At 39.6% G+C, this 20,124-nt stretch carries 14 protein-coding genes; 8 read left to right on the top strand and 6 right to left on the bottom strand.

Features of this window, described 5'->3' with window-relative positions; all coding sequences use genetic code 11:
* Positions 1-4 precede the first annotated feature (4 nt).
* Positions 5-2,656: a PAS domain S-box protein gene (locus tag RMZ43_RS17235; RefSeq protein ID WP_428850746.1), complete on the bottom strand. Its 2,652-nt coding sequence runs from the start codon at positions 2,654-2,656 to the stop codon at positions 5-7.
* Between the two features lie 408 nt (positions 2,657-3,064).
* Positions 3,065-3,763, bottom strand: a complete 699-nt coding sequence (locus tag RMZ43_RS17240; RefSeq protein WP_322647264.1) for a rhomboid family intramembrane serine protease — start codon at positions 3,761-3,763, stop codon at positions 3,065-3,067.
* A 131-nt stretch (positions 3,764-3,894) separates the two neighbouring features.
* On the opposite strand from RMZ43_RS17240, the gene RMZ43_RS17245 reads away from it, so the two are divergent.
* The 3 genes from RMZ43_RS17245 (at position 3,895) to RMZ43_RS17255 (ending at position 10,201) form a co-directional block, all read left to right on the top strand.
* Entirely contained in the window at positions 3,895-6,039 is a 2,145-nt protein-coding gene (locus RMZ43_RS17245) for a tetratricopeptide repeat protein (protein WP_322656074.1), read from the top strand.
* Between the two features lie 419 nt (positions 6,040-6,458).
* Entirely contained in the window at positions 6,459-8,909 is a 2,451-nt protein-coding gene (locus tag RMZ43_RS17250; RefSeq protein ID WP_322656126.1) for a hybrid sensor histidine kinase/response regulator, read from the top strand.
* On the top strand, positions 8,906-10,201 hold the full coding sequence (locus tag RMZ43_RS17255; protein ID WP_322656075.1) for a hybrid sensor histidine kinase/response regulator: 1,296 nt from the start codon (positions 8,906-8,908) through the stop codon (positions 10,199-10,201). Before RMZ43_RS17250 ends, RMZ43_RS17255 begins: the two co-directional genes overlap by 4 nt.
* 183 nt (positions 10,202-10,384) lie before the next feature.
* Here the strand turns inward: RMZ43_RS17255 and RMZ43_RS17260 are convergent, their stop codons facing one another.
* Positions 10,385-12,148: a serine/threonine-protein kinase gene (locus tag RMZ43_RS17260; protein WP_322656076.1), complete on the bottom strand. Its 1,764-nt coding sequence runs from the start codon at positions 12,146-12,148 to the stop codon at positions 10,385-10,387.
* A gap of 282 nt (positions 12,149-12,430) precedes the next feature.
* On the opposite strand from RMZ43_RS17260, the gene RMZ43_RS17265 reads away from it, so the two are divergent.
* Entirely contained in the window at positions 12,431-13,093 is a 663-nt protein-coding gene (locus tag RMZ43_RS17265; RefSeq protein ID WP_322656077.1) for a Uma2 family endonuclease, read from the top strand.
* Between the two features lie 82 nt (positions 13,094-13,175).
* Here RMZ43_RS17265 and RMZ43_RS17270 read toward each other — a convergent pair whose 3' ends face one another.
* Entirely contained in the window at positions 13,176-14,729 is a 1,554-nt protein-coding gene (locus tag RMZ43_RS17270) for a YcjF family protein (protein ID WP_322647270.1), read from the bottom strand.
* Between the two features lie 494 nt (positions 14,730-15,223).
* On the opposite strand from RMZ43_RS17270, the gene RMZ43_RS17275 reads away from it, so the two are divergent.
* The 4 genes from RMZ43_RS17275 to RMZ43_RS17290 all read left to right on the top strand — a co-directional run bounded on the left by RMZ43_RS17275 (position 15,224) and on the right by RMZ43_RS17290 (position 18,810).
* Positions 15,224-16,927: a sensor histidine kinase gene (locus RMZ43_RS17275; protein ID WP_322656078.1), complete on the top strand. Its 1,704-nt coding sequence runs from the start codon at positions 15,224-15,226 to the stop codon at positions 16,925-16,927.
* A 129-nt stretch (positions 16,928-17,056) separates the two neighbouring features.
* Positions 17,057-17,581, top strand: a complete 525-nt coding sequence (locus RMZ43_RS17280) for a DUF937 domain-containing protein (protein WP_322656079.1) — start codon at positions 17,057-17,059, stop codon at positions 17,579-17,581.
* Positions 17,582-17,716: 135 nt separating this feature from the next.
* Positions 17,717-18,271 carry a pyridoxamine 5'-phosphate oxidase family protein gene (locus RMZ43_RS17285; protein ID WP_322656080.1) on the top strand — a complete coding sequence of 185 codons (555 nt, stop codon included), beginning with the start codon at positions 17,717-17,719 and terminating at the stop codon, positions 18,269-18,271.
* Positions 18,272-18,303: 32 nt separating this feature from the next.
* Positions 18,304-18,810, top strand: a complete 507-nt coding sequence (locus tag RMZ43_RS17290; RefSeq protein WP_322656081.1) for a GNAT family N-acetyltransferase — start codon at positions 18,304-18,306, stop codon at positions 18,808-18,810.
* A gap of 573 nt (positions 18,811-19,383) precedes the next feature.
* Here RMZ43_RS17290 and arfB read toward each other — a convergent pair.
* Positions 19,384-19,800: an alternative ribosome rescue aminoacyl-tRNA hydrolase ArfB gene (gene arfB, locus RMZ43_RS17295; protein WP_322647276.1), complete on the bottom strand. Its 417-nt coding sequence runs from the start codon at positions 19,798-19,800 to the stop codon at positions 19,384-19,386.
* Between the two features lie 47 nt (positions 19,801-19,847).
* Entirely contained in the window at positions 19,848-20,102 is a 255-nt protein-coding gene (locus RMZ43_RS17300; protein WP_322656082.1) for an RNA-binding S4 domain-containing protein, read from the bottom strand.
* Positions 20,103-20,124: the final 22 nt, after the last annotated feature.

The following is a 20,124-nucleotide window of genomic DNA, read 5'->3' on the forward strand; positions in this document are numbered from 1 at the left end:
TGGATCATTTTGGCTCAATCAAATCAATGATCGCTTTCACCAATGCATCTGGATCTACTGGTTTAGAAATATGCATTTGAAATCCGGCTGCTAATGCTTGCTGCTGATTCATTTCGCCTGCATAAGCCGTTAGAGCGATCGCTGGTACGTTTCCTCCTTGCCCTGGCGATCGTGATCGCACTTCACGCATCAGCATATAACCGTCTTTTTTTGGCATTCCAATATCGCTAATTAAAACGTCTGGTACTGACTCAGACAACGCTTCTAATGCTTCTTGTGCTGAAGATACGGCAGTTACTTGTACACCGTAGTCTTGCAAAATAAAGCTAATTAAGTCGCGGATATCTGGTTCATCGTCCACAACCAAAACTTGAGTATTGGAAAGAAGCGGGGATTCAGGTTCACAATCTAAGGATTCATTCTCTTGACGCGTCACCTGTTCACTTCTAACTAAAAGCGGTAGTTCAACAGTGAAAGTACTACCCAATCCTTCTCCAAGACTTTCGGCTTGAACTTTTCCCCCATGCATCTCTACAACCTTACGCACGATTGCTAATCCTAAACCTAATCCACCAAATGCCCGCGTAATTGTGCTATCAGCTTGGCGAAAGTAATCGAACACATAAGGCAAAAACTCTCGGCTAATTCCTTTACCTGTATCGCTGACCTGAATTTGAGCTTGGTTGCCAACTTCCATGAGTCGAATTTCTACCCGTCCCCCTGCTGGTGTAAATTTTACCGCATTGGAAAGTAGATTCCACACAACTTGCACAAGCCGATTTGGGTCGCCCATCACTTGTCCCAAAATGGGATCAAATATCGTTTGAATTTGAATTGACTTAACTTGGGCTGCGAGTTGTACTGTCTCTAGTGCGGCTTCAACTACCATTACCAAGTTCACTGGACAGACATTCAAGTTTAATTTTCCTTGGAGGATGGTAGACACATCCAACAAATCTTCAATTAGCTGAGTTTGTAACTTGGCGTTGCGTTCAATGGTTTCTAAAGCGTGCTTAGTGGTTTTTTCATCGAAATTACGAGTTCGCAACATTTTCGACCACCCCAGAACAGAGTTAAGTGGGGTTCGCAGTTCATGAGAGAGAACCGCCAGAAATTCATCTTTGAGTGTGTTGGCAATTTCTGCTTCTTTGCGTGCTTTCATTTCTCGTTCGAGGAGGCGATCGCATTCTTTTTCGGCTGATTTGCGATCGGTAATATCTAGTACAAAAGCAACACCATTATCCTTGGAGTCATTCAGCAAGGCTATCCCCAAAACAATTGGGACTCGTTTTCCATCGCGCTGGAGATATTCTTTCTCAAAAATTCTGGAAACTCCAGTGGTTTGCACTTCCAAAAGGGCGCGATCGTCTAAATCTTTATATTCAATAGGAGTCAGTTCTCTCCAATTAATTTTACCCAAAGTGGCAAACTCATCACGAGTGTAGCCAGCTAGCTGGAGAAAGGCATCATTGGCATCAATAATAAAGCCATCCACATTCCAAAAAGCGACCCCGATCAGGTTGGATTCAAACAAACGCCGAAATCTGGCTTCACTTTCGCGTAATGTTTTTTCTGCCCGTTTGTGTTCGGTAATATCACGACAAACTGTAATTACGCCTTCAATAGTTTGGTTAGAATTCCGTAATGGTGTGAGAATGTATTCATAATAATGCAGCCCATCAGAAGTAACATATTTACACTCATCCTTGATTGGCTGCCCAGTTTTCATGACAGCTTGTCGTTGATTATCTACCTGTTCTATAAGGTCTGCGGGTACATCCAGGTCTTGCAAAGTTTTTCCGATAAGATCCTGGGGCTTAAAACCTAATATCGTAGCTGCATCATGACTGGCATACTGATAGCAACCTCTGTCATCAAAGATATAAATGTGATCGACTGAGGCGGTGAGAATAGCATTTAAAATATTTGCCTGTTCTTGCACTTGGCTTGTGAGTTCACGAGTACTTTCTACTGCTTGCTTGCAAACAGTAGTTTCCATACAAACGCCGATCATTCGCACCGCTTGTCCGCGATTGTCATAGATAAATTTTCCCTTAGCAGAAATCCAATGTATACTTTGGTCTGATCTACTTATGCGAAATTCATCGTTGTAGTCAGATTTTTGTTCTAAAGCGTGGGCGATCCCCTGCATTACAGATTGCCTGTCTTCAGGATAAACGCATTTCTTAAAAGTTTCGTAAGGGCTATCAAAACTATTTGGAACCACACCAAAAAGCAATTCATAATTTTCAGACCAGATGACTTTATTGGTAACAATATTCCAATCCCACAAGCCCATCTGAGAAACTTCTAGGACTAACCTCAGCCGTTCTTCACTTTCCTTCAAAGAGGCTTCTACCTGCTGTCGCTCTGCAATTTCTTGTTGGAATTGCTCTAAAATGATTGCTACATCTGGTGGCATCAGGGTTGTGGATGTCCCCTGTTCAAAATGCCGCTTGATATCATGTTCAACAGCTTGAATATAGGGGTATTCTAGTGCAAGTGCCAGTTTCTTTTCTAGCTCAATTACTTGCTCCTCAAGGGCTGCTTGCTTTTGTTGATAAGATATTTCTGATTGCTCTAACTCAGCTACACGCTGCCGCAGAGCTATTAATTCATTAGTGACTTGAAAGTTCATTTTATCAACATTTGGCATCTTGCATACCACTTATAACTAAACAATACCGATTTGAAGAGTAGGCATCCCCTAGTACCGCATGACGGAAGTCAAAAGTTAAAAGTTAAAAAGCTTATAGTAGGATGAGACTTTTTAGCGATTTGGAATGGGTAGTTTATTTATGCCTTACTGTACTATAAGAATCGTATTTAATTTTTGAAAGTATCTACGTGGGCAGGGAGTGGGGAGGAGGAAGTGGGGAATTAGGCTTTTCGAGCTGTACCGAGCTTTTTCAGAAATCAAACATTAGTCCTATAGCTTTAACAGTATGGATTTTTAAGCTAAAAAATGTAATCTATCAAAAGGTGCATTACGTTTTAGCCAAAAGATACCTTTTGAGATTAAGAGCGATGTCTGACGACAAAACATTTTGTATCCAATAATAAATTATCTCTTCAAACGCATGAAACCTGCACCAATCAATAATGCCACAACCTGTCCCCAGAAGACAACACCCGATTGGTTTACGCCAACAGGAGGAATATTTAAACTGCCAATACCATAGAATAATTGTTGCACAAACCACCAAAATAGATAGAAAAAAGCTGGAAGTTCGATGGGAATATACAAGATTATTAGCGGCAAAATTGTGTCAATTTTAGCTTGAGGAAACTTTATAATATATGCTCCTAAAATAGCTGCGATCGCACCATTGGCTCCAATCAGTGGTATTGTCAAACTCGGTTCCGCTAGAATTTGCACACAAGAAGCGATCGCACCAGCCGCCAGATAAAATGCAAGATAGCGTCCATGCCCTAGAATATTTTCGACAGTCTTACCAAAAACCCATAAGAATAACAGATTTCCCAATATTTGACTAAAGCTGCCATGTAAGAAGAGAGCAACAAGTAGTGCAAATGTTCGCCAAATTAAAATTATCCAAGCAGCAGAGTTATAAAATAATGCATTCGTAATTGCCCCACTAATCTGGGCTGGAATCACACCCCAACTATTAATAAAATTGCCTAATCCACCACTAAATTCTAATTGAAGCTCCCATAAAAATACGGCAACATTAATACCAATCAGCCAGTAATTAATAATCGGTTTATTCCGACAACGAATATTATCACTAATAGGAATCATATAAATTAGTCATTAGTCATTAGTTATTCTCCCCCTGCCCCCTACCTCCACCCACTCCCTACTCCCTCACTTCTCCTTAACGTGTGGCAAGATTGAAATCAGATCGCATTGCACTTAAGTAGGCAAACGAGATGCTGGGAAACACACTTGTAGGAAGATACCAGATTATTAGTAACTTGGGAGGTGGGGGTTTTGGTGAAACTTTTGTGGCTTGTGATACCCAATTACCCGGTTCACCTCCATGTGTCGTTAAGAAACTTAAACCCCAGGCAAGCGATCCTGTAACTTTGGAGACAGCTAGGCGTTTATTTGATACAGAAGCACAAGTTCTGTATAAATTAGGAACTCACGATCGCATTCCCCAACTTTTAGCTTACTTTGAGGATAACGCCGAATTTTATCTCGTACAGGAATTGATTGAAGGACATGACTTGAGTCAAGAATTGATCCCCGGTAAAACCTGGAGTCAAGAGGAAGTCATTTCACTTTTACAAGAAATTTTGACAATCTTAGAATTTGTCCATCAACAGAATGTAATTCACCGTGATGTTAATCCGCGAAATATTCTCAGACGCCACCCAGATGGCAAATTAATCTTAATTGATTTTGGCGCAGTTAAACAAATTACTACCCAAGTGATTCTTCCCGAAGGCTCAATTAAAGGTACTGTTGCGATAGGTACGCCTGGATATATCCCTGGAGAACAAGCTCATGGTACGCCAAAATTAAGCAGTGATATCTATGCTACCGGAATAATTGCTATTCAAGCTCTCACTGGATTATCACCAGAAGAAATAGCAAAAGATGCCGATACTAATGAACTTATCTGGCACAATAAAGCCACGGTAACACCAGAATTCGCTCAATTCTTAGATAAAATGGTGTGTTACGACTTTCGCCAACGCTATGCTTCGGCAACGGTGGCATTACAAGCACTAAAAGAGTTAACACAACCACCCGCCCAGACAATTGCATTAACTCCTATTTCTCCACCCACTCCACCCAAAAATATCAATAAACCTCAACCTAAAAAAGGTATTTTTAGTAAAATTTTACTAGCAATATTTTTAATTGGGGTTGGTACAATAGCATCAATATTAATTTTCAATCACATTAATTCAAATAACGCCATAGAATTATCCAAGCAAGGAAATACCCTTTTTGATTTGCAACGCTATCAAGACGCATTAGAAGTATATGAAAAAGCCGTTAATATTAGACCAGATTATGCTCAAGCCTGGAATGGTCAAGGGAAAACGCTATCTAAATTAAAAAAATACAAAGATGCGCTAGCGGCGTATGATAAAGCAATTCAAATTCAACCAGATAATTTTGAAGCTTGGAGTGGACGAGGCTTTGTATTAGGAAATTTACAACGATATCAAGAAGCGATCGCCTCTTTTGATAAAGCCTTACAATTCAATAATAAAAGCTCGGAAGTCTGGAATGCTAAAGGTGAAGCTTTTAGTAACTTAAATCAATATGACCAAGCAATTCAATCTTATGAAAAAGCGATTGAATTTCAACCAGATAATTACGAAGCTTGGTATAAAAAAGGATTAGCCTTACAAAATTCTAACCGATATGAAGAAGCGATCGCAGCATACCAAAAAGTTGTAGATTTAAAACCAGACTACGAGCAAGCCTGGTATAATTGGGGAAATGCTCTAGTTAAATTGCAACGCTACCGAGACGCATTTACAGCTTATGATAAAGCTGTGCAATACCAGCCAAATTATTATCAAGCTTGGTTATCCAGAGGAAATGTCCTCTTGAATTTACAACGTTATCCAGACGCGATTGAATCTTTTAATCAAGTAATAAAATATAATCCCAGTAATTATCAAGCATGGTATAATCTAGGTTGGTCACTGCACCAAACCCAACGCTATGAAGAAGCAATAAAAGCTTATAAAAAAGCAGCAACACTTAAGCAAAAAGATTATCAACTCTGGTATAATTTGGGTAATTCACAATACATTTTGCAAAAATACGAAGATGCGATCGCGTCTTATAATAAGGCAGTTCGTTATAAACCAGACCATTCTGAAAGCTGGTATAGCAGAGGCAATGCACTCTTAAATTTGAAACAGTTTAAAGATGCGATCGCGTCTTACGATCAAGCAATAAAATACAAGCCTAATTACCAGCAAGCAATAGACGGGCGCAATCAAGCCCAAATTCAACTACAAGGCGAAATATCAAAACCTAAACCTGTAATTGTGCCAGTTCTCCCATTTCCTAATGTTACTAATTCACCGCAAAAGACACCCTAGTACAGCACGACATAAATAAAGCTACCATCTCATTAAAGCCAGAAAGCCCAAAATTAAAGCTTTTTGACTTTTGACTTTTACCTCGCGCTACTATAGCAGTCCTAAATCTGAACAATAAGATCCCCAACTTCTCAAAGAAGTCGGGGATCTGAGTCTCTCGATTTTCACAACTCATTTAGAATTTCTATAGTACATTAACAATTTAAGATTCCGAATTGTTAACAACACTTTTTATAGCCAATAATTAGAATTTTAGTTGATATTAAAGAATATCAACTAAAAACTTATAATACACGTCGTCACTATAAATTTATTAATTATTTTATCAAAAGCTGTGAGCATCGGTAGTTTCTTGGGCAATCTAAACATAACCTAGAATTTCTTCTTGTCGAACTATGCCATTAAGGAGCTAACCCTTGATACGAGCAAACTCCAGCCTATCAGCAACTAACAGAGAAAGTCATCCCTCACAAAATTTACTAATTCGATTTATTCTTGGCGGCACTACCCTTATAGTCAGTATTTCTGCTTACTTTAGCTATCAAGCTGCTAGAAATATGATGCTCAAAGATTTGAGACATAGTGCTTTTTTAGAGGTACAGAGAGGGGGTGCTGAAATTGAGGAGTGGTTACACGTTCGCCAAGTGGAGGTACAAACCCTAGCGAATACTTCAACTGTACGTTCTTTAAACTGGTTTGTAGCAGAACCTTATTTAAAGGCAGAAGTCAAGCGAATTCATGAATTTTTCTTTTTTCAAATAGCTACCCCAGATGGTTCATATTCCAATACAAAAGTTGGTCGAGCAAATAAAAATATTCGGGATCGAGACTACTTTCAAAAAGCAATTGCGGGAAATACTAACATTTCCGATCCCTTTATTAGCCGTTCTACAGGAATTTCTTTAATTGCGATCGCCACCCCGATCTGGTCAAATTCTGCTAACAGTAGTTCACCGATCGGAGCCTTCCAGGGCAATGTGAAAGTTGATCGCATTGCAGAGGTTATCAATTCCCTGCACTACGGCACGAACAGCTATGCTTTTGCTCTCAATTCTCAAGGACAAGCGATCGTCCATCCTAACTCGGCGTTAATGTCAACCATAGAAAAACCTGCACCCAGCCTGCTGAAAATTAACGATCGCAATTTAAATGCGATCGCGCAGCAGATGGTAAACAAACAACAGGGAATTGAGTTAATGGAAATTGACGGCACTAAAAAGTATGTAGCTTATCTGCCGTTGCAAGCCGCTAATTGGTCTGTGGCTTTAGTGATTCCCCGCGAAAATATCGAATCTCGATTACAATTCCTTGATTTAATCGCCTTAATTGTTGGTGGATTGACAGTCACCATGATCACCGTCTTGTGGCAAGTACAAGCATTTGAACAAGCTGAACTGAAAAAATCTAAAGCTGCGGCTGATACAGCTAACCATGCTAAAAGTGAATTTTTAGCCAACATGAGTCATGAACTGCGGACACCTTTGAATGGCATTCTCGGCTGTGCCCAAATTTTACTGCGTTCCCCAGCTTTGCCGAATCAAGAACAATATCATATCAATATTATTGAACAATGCGGCTCTCATTTGCTGACTTTAATTAATGACATTTTGGATCTCTCCAAAATTGAAGCAAAAAAGCTAGAACTGCATCCAGTTGATGTGCATTTACCATCTTTTCTCCAAGGAATTGTGGAAATATGCCAGATTCGGGCAAAACAAAAAGGCATTTTGTTTGTTTATAAACCCGCGAGTAACTTACCTACAGGGGTTCATGTTGATGTCAAAAGATTACGTCAGGTGCTATTAAATCTGTTGGGAAATGCCATCAAATTTACAGATCAAGGTCAGGTTACTTTCAATATTGAAGTAATCGATCAACCTCCCAGCGATCAACAAATAGTAAAACATCGCCTTCGCTGCACCGTAGAAGATACAGGAATTGGTATAACTCCCGCAGAATTGAGCAAAATTTTCTTGCCATTTGAACAAGTGGGTGATAAAAAGCGCCAAGCTGAAGGTACAGGGCTAGGTTTAGCTATTACTCGACAGTTAGTACAGATGATGGGTAGCGATATCTATGTTAAGAGTCAGATCGGTCAGGGGAGTTGCTTCTGGTTTGAGTTGGAGATTCCCGAAGCAACAGACTGGGTACAATCTGCGATGTCTACGACGGGCTACGCCTACGCATCATCAGAGAAACAAATCATTGGCTTTGAGGGTAGCCCCTACACCATACTGATGGTAGACGATCGCTGGGAGAATCGCACAGTGATTACAAACTTACTGCAACCACTGGGTTTTAATGTAGTTGAAGCCAGCAATGGTAAAGAAGGTTTAGAAATAGCGATCGCCCTCAAACCAGACTTAATCATCACAGATTTGCTGATGCCAGAAATGGACGGGTTTGAGTTAATTGAACACCTACGTCACACTCCAGAAATTCATAATGTCAAGATTATTGTTTCTTCCGCTAGTGTCTTTGAAGCCGACAAACATCGCAGTCTGCAAGCTGGAGGTAACGCCTTCTTAAGCAAACCTGTACATGTAGATGAATTATTGGATCAATTAGAACAATATTTAAATTTGGTATGGATTTATAAGCAATCTCAGCCTGATGAAGAAAAAGCCAAAGAAGTAACAGCAAATAGCCAATCTGCTCGATTAATCTCTCCTTCTTCCCAAGTATTGCAGGAACTAGTTACTTTAGCCAGTAAAGGTAACTTCAATGCTATTCTCAAGTGGGCCGATCAACTGGAGGAAACAGACATAACCTTTGCGCCATTTGCTAATGAACTAAGGCAACTAGCAAGACAATTTGATGAAGATTTAATCCTCAATTTCTTGACTCAATATGCAATAGAAACAGTATGAAAAATACTATTGAAGACCAAAAAAAATCTATCAATTACGCTTTTTCTAAGGGAATTATTTTAATCGTTGACGATAACCCTGCTAATTTACAAGTTTTATCCAGCTTTCTAGATCAGTCTAGTTTTGAAGTTTGGGCAGCACGGAGCGGCGAGAGAGCCATTCAGCGATTAGAAAATGATGATTTACCTGATTTAATCTTGCTAGATATAATGATGCCCGGTATAGATGGTTTTGAAACTTGTAAACAGCTAAAAAGCAATCCTCGTGTCCAAGATATTCCAGTCATTTTTATGACAGCACTCTCAGAAACTGCTGATAAAATCAAAGGTTTGCAATTGGGAGCCGTAGACTACATTACCAAACCTTTTCAGCATGAAGAAGTCTTAGTACGGATTGAAAATCATCTAAAGCTGAGAAACTTGACGAAAACCTTAATCGCTAAAAACACCGAATTAGAACAGACTCAAACTCAACTGATTCAAGCAGAAAAGGTAGCAGCTTTAGGCCAAATTACAGCCGGAATTGCTCATGAAGTTAATAATCCTATCAATTTTATAGCTGGCAACTTAAATTTTGTTCAACAGTATGTACAGGAGGTAGTTAGTTTACTCTATCTCTATCAGAAATATCTACCCAATCCACCAGAAGAAATTAAAACCGCGATTCAAAAAAGCGATCTCGAATTTTTGTTGAATGATTTATCTAAAATTATTCAATCCATGCAAGTTGGTACAGATCGTGTTACAGAAATTGTGTCATATTTAAACAATTTTTCACGACACAGAGAAACGGGTAAAAAACTAACTAACTTGCATGAAGGGTTAGATAGTACATTACTCATTCTCGGACATCGGTTTAAATATAATGCTCATCAACCAAGCATCAAATTAGTCAAAGAGTATGGAAGCTTGCCACTTGTTGAGTGTTTTCCTGGGGAAATTAATCAGGTTTTTATGAATTTAATTTGTAATGCGATCGATGCAATTGAAGAAAAATATAACAATCAAGATATTGAGAAAACTTATCAAAATCCGGGAGTTATTAAAATTAAAACTGAGGCAATTGGAGAGCAAGTTATTTTAAGAGTTGCTGACAATGGCTTAGGTATAAATAATAAAAATAAAACAAAAATATTCGATGCTTTTTACACAACAAAACCTATCGGAAAAGGAACAGGGCTTGGTCTATCTATTGCTTACCAAATTGTGGTGAATAATCATCACGGGAAGCTCACATACGATTCCAAACCAGGTGAAGGCATAGAATTTATCATTGAATTACCCATCCGATAATCATAGGGGTGCAATATATTGTGACCCTACTCGCATTTTTAAACAGTTCAGTTAAGCCTTAAATTGTTTTGTAGAGACGAAGAAAAGCAACATCTCTACATACCTAAAATCAATACCAAAAATCCTTAACCCAAGTGTATTATGTTATATCTAACTAGTCTATGAATCAACAAATTGCTGTAACTAGCGAATATTAACCTCTTGCAAATAATTTCCTCCTTGAATATATTCAATATTAGTGGCTGAGTTTTTAGAGAAAAATGAATCTTTCCTTTTTACAGAAGCAACATTTTGATAATTAGTCAGTAGTTGTTGTTTTTGAGTATATTCATTCAATTTGACTTGAGCTTGAGCATAAACTAGAGTATCGTTGGGAATTTTTCGGAGAAATTTTACAGCTTGATCAAAATCACCAACAAATGCTTGTTTATAAGCTTTCTGTAAAAAGTAAGCTGCTCTAATTTGGCGCTTTCGATTGTACTCAGCTAACTTGTCTTGAACTAAAGCACCTGCACGACTTTCTTTAGGAATTTGCCGCAGATATTGTAAAGCAGCAGAAAAATCTTTTGTATCGGCACTATCGTAAGCTTTTGTTAATAAATCTTGCGTCTGTGCTTCAATGTTGACGTATGCTTGCTGAACTAATTTATCTGTTTTAGATTGCCAATATGAAATATTTGGAATTTTTGCAACCGCATGAATAACATCTGACCATTTGCTCTCATGAAAAGCTGTTTGAGCTATTTGGTATTGCTGTGCAGCTACTTGCCATTGCTCTTGCCATTCTTCAATTGTGGCTTGCGCTTCTGGATAAACATTGCTGTGGGAGGGAATTGATTTAGCAAGTGCGATCGCTTCTTCTAAATCTCCTGCTTGATATTCTTTTGTGGCTTTAGATAAAGTTTCTGTTTCTGAGTATGCAGGCGCAGCATTAATTAAAGAATATACACCAAATCCCATTACTAAAGAATTAGCCGCCAGTCCTACTTTCATTCCTGTTAATAACGGAGATGAATTTCCAGATGTAGGATTATTATTTCCAATCGGCGCTTCTATAGGAAATTCATCATCTGCTTCTAATGTTTCTGGTAGCTGTTCCCATATTATTTGTTTGAGTACCCGCAGCACCTCACTGGCAGACTGAAAGCGGTCTTGGTAATTGTAGCGGATCATTTGGCTGAGAACAGCAGCTAGATAATCATTAACTGGAGTGTTTTCAGAACGCCAAGCAATTTCATTAGTATAAGGATCAGCTTTTAATTTTAGTGGTTCCAACCCAGTTAAAGCCTGGATGGCAATCATACCCAAAGCATAAATATCACTGTTGGGCTGTGTTTCTCCAATAAATTGCTCTGGCGGTATATACCCCAATGAAGTGACAGGAATTCTATGAATGGGCAATTCCGCACCTATGCCAAAATCGATAGACTGGATTGAGCCAAAGTCAATCAAAACTAACTTGCGTTCGGCATCACTATTACGTCTAATCAAGTTTTCCGGTTTGATGTCGCAATGGATTACGCCTTGAGAGTGAACAAATTCCAGAATACCTAAGACATCTATCAGGAATTCTACAACTTCCATTTCACCCCACAGACACCCCCATTCTTGATCGATAGGCAATTCCGCAGCCAACGCATGTCCTTCAATCCACTCTTGGACTAAATAAAATCGCTCGTTTTCTTCAAAGCAGGCGATAAATTCAGGAATTTGGTGATGGCTTCCCAAAAGCTTGAGGGTTTGGGTTTCAGCCTGAAACAGTAACCTCAGCATCTCCAAGTAGTCAGATTCGGAACTACTAACTTTAATCTGCTTAATAACGCATTTGGGATTCTCTGGATAATCTACATCTACAGCTATGTATGTTTGTCCAAATACTCCTGCACCCAGGCTTTGGATAATTTGGTAACGCCCTTGTAGTAATTTACCGATTATGTGGTAGGTCATGACCTGGTTACTCAGTAGTTCTTTTATTTACTTTTCCTGCCATTCCCACCGGTTTCCGGAATACTTTAGAAATAAATGACTAAATTTTTGATACTGGAATATAAGTTTAATTTTTAAGTATTTTTGCTTAATGAAATATAATTTTTTATTAAAATTCGTATCTTTTATTTCATTGATTATTTTCGATGAAATTCAAGCAAAAATGTCTGATGTGCAACCTGAGTTACCCTTGAGTTATGAGCAAATAAGTTTAAATTTTGATTTTGGGATTGAGGACTACTTATGTTCAACTACAATCCGCTAGACTGCCTACCTTCATCGGTAGAATTACCAGATTCTGATGATACACCTGTGGATAACGAACTGCAAATACTAGTTCCTAATTTGTTATTAGCTACTTTAGCTTTAATCTGGCAAAACCGTGATGATTGGTTTTTCGGCATTAACATGGGAATTTATTATACACCGAGTAACCCTGCCATTGTTCCAGATGGATTTCTCAGCTTGGGTGTAGAACGGTTTGTTGGAGAAAATGGGCGTTCTAGTTATGTTCTTTGGGAAGAAGATGGAATTGCGCCAATTTTAGCTTTAGAGGTTGTTTCTCAAACTTACAATGGTGAATACGAACAAAAGAAAATAGATTATGCCAACTTAGGTATTTTATATTATGTAATTTATGCTCCAACACGTCTGCGACGAAAGCGACAACGTTTAGAAGTTTACCGTTTAGTTGAGGGTAAATACATTTTACAACCAGGAGATAAACTCTGGATGCCTGAAATTGGTTTAGGTATTGGAATTGAAAGAGGAACCTATCAAGGAAAAACACGGGAATGGCTATATTGGTATGACGAAAATAATAGTAGGTACTTAACACCAGAAGAACAGTTGCAAAATCTTTTAGCTAAATTACGACAGCAAAAAATTGACCCTAACACGCTTTAAATCTACGTTTTCAAGAGTTGCTGTTTGATTCATATCTTTTTACTTTGACTTTTACCCGCCTAATATTTGAATTTTGAATTATTTAATTATTGATTTCTTCATCATGTTCGACTAATTCAGCTTTATCTTGTAACGGCTTCACTACCCGCGCGATCGCTTCTTGAATAAAAGCCTTAATAAACTCATCTCTGCGATTAATTTGAAACTGTCGCTGCACAACTTCTGTCATGCCACCATCACCCCAATCTTGATCATGACGAAAATATTCGATAAAACTTTTACCAGCAATTCGCGTTAAATAAGCTGCTGTTACGCCTTGAATTGCTCTACCAATAATAAAAGTAGCAACATTGAGTTGCAAAGCTGTAGATAATAATTGAATTGCTCCCTTAACAATGCCCAAACTAGCGATGGTTTTCGCTAAAGAAAGGGCTAACTCTCGTCCCCGTTCCATATTCAATTCACAGCCGTAAACTCTGCCAATTTCCACAACCATTTGAGCATTAACAGCAGCTGTCGCTAGTAAATCTACGACTGGTATCGGCGTGACTGATACCACACCAGCACCAATCCATTGAAAGCGTTCTACTATTTTGTCAGCTTGACGGCGACGCTGACCATCGATGAGTTTTCGCGCTTCGTCTCCCAATCGCAGAGATTGTAAAAGAATGTTATCCGCCACCAAATCTTCACCTTCGGCGCGTAAAACAGCAGCTGTGCGCCGCAGCAAAGGGACAATATCGGGTTCCGGCTGGAAGGTTTCGCCAGTTTCTAATTGTGCAGGTTGGGGATTAGCAGCGATCGCTACCACATCATTAGTAGCAATAAATCCCCGTACCCGTTGACGCAACCTTGCAAGGATGGATTCTTTATCTTCATCTGTATATAAATCAGTTTTGTTGAGAACTAGGAGCGATCGCTTGCCAATTTCTGCTAATCCCCGCAATGGTTCATATTCTGAGCGTCGTAAGTCATTATCTACCACAAACAAGAGTAAATCGGCTTCTGTTGCCAGTTCTCGCGCCATTTGTTCCCGTTCCGTTCCCGCCACCCCTGCTTCTAAAATTCCTGGTGTATCCGTAATTAAAATCTTGCGTTCTAATCCCTTCAACCGCAGACAATAGGTTTCTCCAACCTGAGTTGTACCCATCGGTGCATCCACTTGACCGACCATGCGTCCCATAATCGCATTAACTAGGGAAGTTTTACCAGCGCTCCCCGTACCAAATACCACTACTTGAATTTCACCCCGTGCTAAATTTGCTTCAATCTCCCGCGATTTACTTAATAAAGCTTGGCGTGCAACTTCATCTTGAATTTGCCCTACCTGTTGGCGCACAGCTTGGAGAGTTGTAGATGCAGCATCAGATTTGCCAGCAGGAATTTGCGCCGCAGTTACTCGCTTCGGGTTACGGCGCGATCGCTTTTCCCCAGCTTGAATCACCAATACGTAATAGACAAAAGCGGCAACCAACGCTCCAATGAGGACAATTAGCAGCAATAGCAGCAAATTGCCTAGCAACGGCGAATAGGACAATTGCCAATAGAGGCGCGATAGGGAATCAATTAGCCATAGGGCTAGTCCCAAAATGACAATCAGACCAACAATCAGCGTTACTATGCGTGACAGAGGCATGGCTGGGAAATATTAGTGGATATTCAGTAGGCAGATGCTTCTGATTTTAATAGTTTCAGTATTTTTTACCAGAGTAGTCAGAAGCAGTTTTTGATTCAACCAAGAATTCTCATCTGCTTGACTAACAAAATTCTAAATCTCGCACTGCGTTTCTATCCCGCCTCGGAATGAATTTTGAGTCTCATAGTTGAAGTCCAGAACTTCAGTTCTGGGCGGGATGTCGTTCAGAATACAGATACTTGTAATCTTCATACTTTCAGTATTTTTGACCAGGGTAGAAAAAGCCCTTTTTGATAAACTGAGAGCGCATTTTGTATCAAATGTGTTCTCACCGAAGAGGCAAAGGGGCAGTTCTTGCTCTTAGCTGGGGGAGTACAAGCTCCGTTTCAGCTTTCTCCCCTGCCCCCTGCCCCCTGCTTCTTTTGACTTGCGGCTGGATTTCTTGTTTTTGATAAAAAACCGTCTACTAAAAACATTCAACAGCGAGTTATGCCATGACTGCGACACCTAAATTCAGATACTTTAACTGGATTCAACAAAAATTTCACCAGCTTAGTATTCGGCAAAAAATTTTTTGTGGGTACGGATTGGCTTTGGGAATTGCAGTATTGGGAACAACGGCGGGGTTGATAATAGGCGATCGCTATTTCCAACAAGCTAGACAACAGATGAGCTTGGCAGATGAAGAGGGAAGCTTGTTAAGTAGTTTGCAAGGAGAACTGTTGGAAATACAGATCCGCCAGCAAGAAATACTGCCTTTTTTGCAGCAGCCGCAAGCGTTGCAAAAGAAAATTTCTAATTTCAAAAGTGATTTGGCGGATGCGGAAACGTTACTTTCTCAGGCACAAGAATTTAGCCAAACTAGTTCCCAAGAGGATTTACAGGCTCTGCTCACGAAGCATAACAGCACGATAACCGGATATTTTGAACAACTCAGGTCGCTGATTCGGCAAATTTTACCATTAACTTCACAGCCACAGGGAGTTATAAAAGCACAGCAATTAATCTCGAAATTCAGTCAAAGCCAGGATGCTTTAAAGTTTTATCAATTTGCCCATGAGTTAACTGACTTTGCCAAAACAGTTCAAGAACGTCAAGAGCAAGCTGATCTAGCCCAACAAAAGGCTGCACTCATGCAAGCTCAGATTATTATTGGTATTATGCTGCTGTCAGTGGCGATCGCAGCCATCCTGGCTTTCTACACAAGTAAAATCATCGCCCATCCCATTAACGCGGTGACAAAGATTGCCCAAAGAGTTACCCAAGAAGCCAATTTTGACTTGCAAGCGCCTGTAACCACAGAAGATGAAGTTGGGGCATTAACTAGTTCCCTTAACCAGCTTATCCAACAAGTGAAGCACCTTTTAGAAGAACAACAAGCCGAAGCGCAAGCCCGACTAATTCAAAGTGAGAAAATGTCTAGTTTAGGACGGATGCTGGCTGGTGTCGCTCACGAAATTAATAATCCGATAAATTTCATTTCTGGCAACCTCATACACGCGAAAACTTATACTGACGACCTGTTATTGCTACTACAAACATACAAAGCTGAAGTTCCTCATCCTTCCACTGCTTTGCAAACTTTAACAGAAGAAATTGATTTAGAGTTTCTTGAAGTAGATTTGCCAAAACTCTTCAACTCTATGACAATTGGTACTGACCGCACGCGAGAAATTGTCCGAAGTTTGAAAGATTTCTCTCGTTTAGATGACGGAGAAGCGCACTTAGTAGAGCTACACGCTTGTTTAGATAGTACACTGTTGATTTTAAACAATCGCCTGAAAAATCGTATTAACCTTGTTCGCAGCTATGGAGAAATTCCACCGATTCCAGGCTACACAGGCTTACTTTATCAGGTATTTATGAATATTCTTAGCAATGCCATTGATGCTTTGGAGCAAAAATCGGCTGATAATCCCGAATTTATGCCTGAAATTACCATTATTACAGAATGTTGGCAGAATGAGTTGGTGATAGTGCGAATTGCAGACAACGGCTCTGGTATTTCGCCAGAAAATCAGAAAAAGATATTTGATACATTTTTCACAACCAAACCACGAGGTATTGGTACTGGTTTGGGGCTAGCGATCGCACATCAGATTGTGGTAGAAAAACATCAGGGTAAAATTACTTGCCAATCTGAGTTAAATCGAGGTACAGAGTTTGTATTGGCTCTGCCTAAAGCAGGTATTGCTTAATCGATTTATCATCCTTAAGCTAGTAGCTTTTGAAATTTTATTCGTTCACTATGAAGCTCGCGTGTTCTAATTTATTAGTGGACTTACGCCAGTTTTGGCAACTTTTTTGAGAACAAAGAGAGAAAACTTATGGGACTTTTTGATCAAATTCTTGGTGCCGTTGCTAATCCCAATCAACAGGGCAGCTTAGGTCAACTGGGAAATATTGTTAACAGTGTACAGCAAATGAGCGATCGCACTGGCACAGACCCTTCTACCATCCAATCAGTTTTGTCAATTGTCGGTAGTCAAGTGCGTTCTGCTTTACAACAAAAGCAAGCCATAGATGGTAATGAAGCTGCACAAAGTCTAGTTAATCAATATGCTGGGACTTCACCTAACCCCCAAGCCGTCAATTCGTTGTTTTCTCCTCAGATACAACAACAGGTAGCTCAAGTTGCTGCCGGGCGCACTGGATTGGATGCTGGTATAGTTCAACAATTGCTGCCTTTAGCAGTACCTTTAGTACTAAATTTTTTGCAATCAGGTGCAAATGCTCAAAATCCCCAAGGTGGCGGTAATTCTGTATTAAATTCCTTCTTGGATGCTGACGGCGATGGTGATGTTGATATCGCTGACGCCATCCAAATGGCTAGTCGGTATATGAAACGCTAATACTTCTTAACCCCCACTCCTAACTCCCCACTCCCCACTCCCTTAAACATCAACAGTTAGCCCCTTGCTAGAGTTTTAGCTAAGGCATAATAGGCTGAGAAGATAGAAAAGTAGTAAATATATATCAGACAGTCTATGGCTAAAGTTTTTGACTGTATTACTGAGGAACAGCAAGGCTTTATTGCAGCCCAACACCTTTTTTTTGTTGGCTCTGCACCCTTGAGTCCTACAGGTCATGTTAACCTGTCTCCTAAAGGTTTAGGCTGCTTTCGCGTCCTCTCTCCCAACCGAGTAGCTTATTTAGACCTTACAGGCAGTGGTAACGAAACATCGGCACACTTGCAAGAAAACGGGCGAATAACCTTCATGTTTTGCGCCTTTGAGGAACCTGCTTGTATCCTCCGTCTTTACGGTCAAGGAAAAACGATTTTACCGAGTTCTCCAGATTGGGACTCTCTGTATTCTTTGTTTGTGCCGATGCCTGGAACTCGTCAAATTATCGTCGCTGACATTGAAAAAGTACAGACTTCCTGTGGTTTTGGCGTACCACTTTATGAATATCAAGGTGAGCGCCAGACTTTAGTAAACTGGGCTAGTAAAAAAGGCGAAGAGGGAGTTCGAGAATATCAACAGCAGAAAAATCTCGTCAGCATTGACGGTTTAGCCACACCACTGAGTAAATTATCTTAAATTTTACAAAAGCGGACTTTGGGGCATAAGTTATGGATTATTATATTCGTCCACTCGCACAAGAAGATGAACCTTTTCTTTGGCAAATGCTTTACGAAGCAGCCCATCTGGTAGAAGAAGGTAATTTGACAGTGCAGGATGCAATGAATAATCCTGATTTGGCAAAATATGTTAAAGATTGGGGACTTAAAGATGATAGCGGCTTTGTCGCTATTTTGAAAAGTAGTAATCAACCAGTAGGAGCGGCATGGCTGCGTTTATTGACAGGTGAAAATAAAGGATATGGCTATGTTGATGACGAAATTCCTGAACTAGCTATTGCTATTCTTCCTCAACATAGAAATAAAGGTATAGGAACGCAGTTACTCACACATTTGTTAGCAGCAGCTAAAACATCTTATCCATCGATATCACTTAGTACCAGAGCGACAAATCCAGCCGTGGGTTTATATAAACGATTTGGCTGGGAAGTTCTTGCTAACAGTGAGATAATCAATCGAGTTGGTAGTATCTCTTTTAAGATGAAAATTGATTTTTAAGCTCAAATGCCGCTTGTAGGGAGTGTAAACTAAGAAAGCCGCCAAAGCGATCGCAGCTTGCAAGCGGCTTTTTCGTGTAATATCACAATAGTTGTGAAATTTCTATCTTCATTGGAAATTTTGCATTTATGACCCTTTAGGATCGGTGTCACCACCAATTATTACTTGAAATTAAGTTTCCTAATATAGAGAAAAACGCCGAAACGAACACTATTATCATTAAACTAGCAAGGGCAGCAAAGGGAGAGATGATGAATAAGAGTAAGAGTGCAAGCATCAAAATTGTTAGTAATGTCTTATTCATCTTTTTCACCTTTAATAGTTACTACTCTCAAGCTAACCAGCTAAGTAATGATATTGACCACAGTCAATAGAAGGAATTAGTCTTAGTTCTATGGGAAGATTTTGCAACAAAATTGATTGCCAAAGTCTAATGTCAATTCGCAATTCGCAATTCGCAATTCATAATGGGCTAGCCCCGCTACGCTAACGCAATTAAGAAACTTAGATGCAGTAAGGCTTTCGTGATTTATATCTGTTACCTCTTTTTGGAGAATTGGTATATTTTATAAATCAATAATCGGTGACTTCTGCCCTGTTAGACTTAATCTGTCCGCGCTTAGTTTTGTAGTCAAGGCGCTTTCTTTGAGAACTGCGAGTTGGTTTCGTAGGTTTGCGTTTTATCGTCACTACAACTGCGCTTTGAATGAGTTCTTGAAGTCGTTTCAAAGCTGACTCTCGATTGTTCTCTTGGCTTCGGTGTTCTTGCGCTTTAATTACAACAACTCCGTCCTGAGTGATGCGGCGATCGTTTAGCTTTAAAAGCTGTTCTTTATAATAATTGGGTAATGATGAAGCCGCAATATCAAAGCGCAAGTGAATCGCTGTGGAAACCTTATTCACATTTTGGCCTCCCGCTCCTTGCGAACGAATCGCACTAATTTCAATCTCACTCTGTGGGATAATAACTTTGTTGGAAATTTGCAGCATTAATCACAAGGGAAAAGAAGAACTTGTAAATTTAAGATAACAATTATTTACTCGATTTCTTCGGTAGAATCTATTACTACGTCTTGGTTTTCATTGTTGTCCAAATTCACCTCTAAAGTATTTCCTGCTATTGTCACTTTATCACCCGGCACTAGTCGCCGCCCTCGTCGGGTTTCTAGCATACCGTTGACTTGGACATCACCACCTTGAATCATCAGCTTGGCTTGGCCTCCACTTGGCACTATACCCATCAACTTTAAATATTGATTTAACTTAATTGTGTTGTCTCTGATTTTCTTCATACTAAATAAAACTACTTCATCT

Source organism: Nostoc sp. CmiVER01 (assembly GCF_034531135.2).
In the GTDB taxonomy this organism is placed as follows: domain Bacteria; phylum Cyanobacteriota; class Cyanobacteriia; order Cyanobacteriales; family Nostocaceae; genus Nostoc.